Here is a 2,188-nt window from a genome sequence, read left to right on the forward strand (position 1 = left end):
CTTCGCGCCAGCGCATCGCATCCAAGACGCGGTGGCGGGTGCTGGGGTGGCGGCCTTGTCCGGTGCACGCACCACCCACAGGCCGCCAACTGGTGTTGCCTCAGGTGATTCGCGCAGTGAGCCGGCTGCGCGCACCTGGGCGGCGTTCGCGGCTACCCATTCCAGATGAGCCTGCAGCAGTTGGCGCCGCAATTCGCCGGCGCCTGGCTTGTCGTGAAAGCGGATGGCGAACAGCGTCCAGTCCTCGAGGGCGTTGGCGGTCAGTGCGGCGAAGTCATGGGTCGATGGCATTGCAGTTGTCTTTGTATTGAGGCCATCCGACTCCAGTTCATCTGGCCGGCCCGCGCTGGCGATGTGCTTGCGGTTCAATACCGCAAGCATCGCCGTCCCCTCGGGAGACCGGCCAAGGTACTCCTTGGACGAGGGCTTCACGTCACGGCGTGCCCATCGCTTCGCGCCAGCGCATCGCATCCAAGACGCGGTGGCGGGTGCTGGGGTGGTGGAAGAAGATGAACTCTTCCACCGCGCCGGGGTCGGCCTTGCGGTATTCGACCAGCCGCAACTGGGCATCGGCAAAGCCATGCGGCTCGCGCGACAGGTTCAGGCCGAAGCGGTCGGCCTCGATCTCCTGGACGCGGGTGATGGTGTGGTTGATGGGCATGGCGAGCGTGAAGAAGATCGAGAACACGGCCACCAGCATCGGCAGGCCGGCCACGTCGTCGATGCGACTCACGCCGGTGGCGGTGGCAAAGCGCGCCAGCAGGCGCTTCATGGCCCAGGCCGCGACGGCGAAGCCGACGAAGAGCAGCGGCGTCAGCATCGCGATGTTCTTGGCCATGTGGTTCATCACATAGTGGCCCAGCTCATGGCTCATGACGGCGCGGATCTCGGCCTCGGAGGTGCGGCGCAGCAGGTTGTCGTTCAGTCGCACGGCGGCCGAGCCCAGCATGCCGGACACATTGGCGCTGATGCGCGTCGTCTGCCGGGAGGCGTCGAAGACGTAGACGTTGTCCACCGGCACGCCGTTGGCGTGGGCCATCTGCAGCACGGCTGTCTTGACGGGGCCGTCCTCGACCGGCTTGTAGGTGTTGAAGAGCGGCTGGATGAGGACGGGCGAGATGGCGATCAGCACGATGAGGGCGGCAATGCCAGCGGCTGTGCCCCAGATCCACCAGCGCTCGCCGGCACGACGGATCACGGCGTACAGCCCGGCGACAACGATGCCCATCATCAGCATGTCGAGGCCTTGTGAGAGAGCCGCCTCGCCCAGCCAGGCCAGCAGGGTCTGCGTCGACATGCCATAGGCCTGTTCGCGCCACCAGCCGCTGTAGRGGGCCAGTGGCAGGGTGATGACGGCCGAGGCGAGCACATAGGTCGCGCCGAACAGCATGTCGCGCCGCACCGGCCCGCCGCCGACGCGCAGGGCCCGGTCGCGCAGGCGCGCCGCGCGGCGCCCGCTCATCAGGATGGCCGCAACGACGAGGCCGAACAGCATCTCCCAGAGCTGCAGCCAGTAGCCGCCGGTGTAGTAGGCATCGGACTTGGCGACCACGTCGGCGGGCAGCCGGTCCATATAGGCCTGGGTGGCGGCCTCGGCATCGCGCGGCAGGGCGGCGCGCCAGGCATCGTCGACGGGGCGGATCTTGAAGCCCGAGGCCTGGGCGGTGGCATCGGCCTTCTGAGCTTGAGCTTGAGCTTGGGCCTGCGCAGCATCGTCTGCGGCGTGGGCCAGCGTGAGGCTGAGCGCCAGGGTGGCTGCGGTCAACCATGTCTTCATCAAGGCCTCCTGATTTGAAGCGGCGCGCGATTGTGGCGACGCTCACCGCACCCGGAGGCGCCGTGCGACAGGCTGCGTGCAGGGCAGGATGGACGGCTTCAGCCGTGGATGGCCGCCGCGACGATGTTGCCGATGGAAATGCACATCGCGCCAACGACGATGGCCAGGGCCACATTCTTGTGCTCGACGATCTCTTCCCACAGCTTGTAGGGCGTGATCTTGTCGACGATGACGAAGGAGACCCAGAAGATGACGACGCCGATGATGGCGTACATCATGGAGCCGAGGACGATTTCGGGCTTGAGCCAGTCGAGGGTCATGGTGCTCTCCTAGGAGTGGGGCCTATTCAGGTGGCAGGGATCGGTGCGAGAGGGTCTGCGCGGGGGCAGGGCTAGGCGACGCGCTGAAGCC

General features: G+C 66.8%; 2 protein-coding genes and 1 pseudogene. All 3 read right to left on the minus strand.

Annotated elements, in window-relative coordinates; all coding sequences use genetic code 11:
- Positions 1 to 291 (minus strand): annotated as a pseudogene (locus tag ACXJKR_RS30415) (hypothetical protein); the annotation flags it as partial.
- A 142-nt stretch (positions 292 to 433) separates the two neighbouring features.
- The gene (locus ACXJKR_RS30420; protein ID WP_457326020.1) at positions 434 to 1,777 is read right to left on the minus strand and encodes a M48 family metallopeptidase; all 1,344 of its coding nucleotides are present in this window, start codon (positions 1,775 to 1,777) and stop codon (positions 434 to 436) included.
- Positions 1,778 to 1,875: 98 nt separating this feature from the next.
- On the minus strand, positions 1,876 to 2,097 hold the full coding sequence (locus ACXJKR_RS30425) for a DUF350 domain-containing protein (protein WP_457326021.1): 222 nt from the start codon (positions 2,095 to 2,097) through the stop codon (positions 1,876 to 1,878).
- Positions 2,098 to 2,188 lie beyond the last annotated feature (91 nt).

The sequence above is a fragment of the Roseateles sp. P5_E11 genome (assembly GCF_054049355.1).

Bases quoted from the DNA above. Each gene is read 5' to 3' on its own strand.
- ACXJKR_RS30425 (WP_457326021.1), bottom strand. From the start codon at position 2,097: ATGACCCTCGACTGGCTCAAGCCCGAAATCGTCCTCGGCTCCATGATG.